A 707-nucleotide genomic window follows, 5' to 3' on the forward strand; every position below is an offset into this window, starting at 1 on the left:
AAGTCATCGTCTTGTTGTTGTGGACGATGATGGAGGTTTAGTCTGCCCTCTTGGACTTCATCATAAAAAATGAAAATCTAAGAGAGCAGGCGATTTAACGAGCTAGAAGCAAATTATTGAGATAGGAAGGGATCATGGCTCTATTTTCATACTCAGCACATGTAAAAATTTTGACAGCAACTCCGGGTGAGCGGGCCAGGCCGGTGCAGTGACCAGATTGCCATCTACTACCGCTTGATTAACCTCTACCTCCACCCCCTACCGCCGGCGTTTTCAACATCCGGTTTTAGTGCCGGATAGGCGGTACAGGGCTTTGCCTGCAAGAGCGCCTGCAGCCGCAATCACCTGAGGGCCATGACAAATAGCAGCTATCGGCTTGTTAGCTTAGGCAAAATGGCCTACGATCTCCAGAACTCCTGGATTAAGGCGGATATATTCCGGTGCCCGTCCTCCTAGGCGTAAAATTCTGTGGCCCGGCCTCCGTTTGCGTCAGGTCGTCATTAACCCTGGCAATGGCAGCCACCGCTTCTTCCATGCTGGTCGCCAGTGCCGCGGACGAACCGCTCATTTGCGCCAGGACCGTAAGCGTCAAATACTACCCACCTTGGCACCCTCCCCAAGTTTAAGGGATAATCTTCCTCAGAAAACAAGCTGAGGAGGATTTTTTATTATGACCAAAGCCGAACGGCAAGCACTATGGAAAACCC

The 707-nt window shown here is 50.9% G+C and carries 1 protein-coding gene and 1 pseudogene; both read right to left on the reverse strand.

Features of this window, described 5'->3' with window-relative positions; genetic code table 11:
* Positions 1 to 132: 132 nt before the first annotated feature.
* Positions 133 to 453, reverse strand: a pseudogene (locus tag MOMUL_RS17990) (DJ-1/PfpI family protein); the annotation flags it as partial.
* Complete coding sequence (locus MOMUL_RS16810) at positions 422 to 592, reverse strand: hypothetical protein (RefSeq protein ID WP_161485045.1); 171 nt, start codon at positions 590 to 592, stop codon at positions 422 to 424. The gene MOMUL_RS16810 and the pseudogene MOMUL_RS17990, both read right to left, overlap by 32 nt.
* Positions 593 to 707: the final 115 nt, after the last annotated feature.

Origin of the sequence: Moorella mulderi DSM 14980 (genome assembly GCF_001594015.1) — a bacterium.
GTDB lineage: Bacteria > Bacillota > DSM-521 > Neomoorellales > Neomoorellaceae > Neomoorella > Neomoorella mulderi.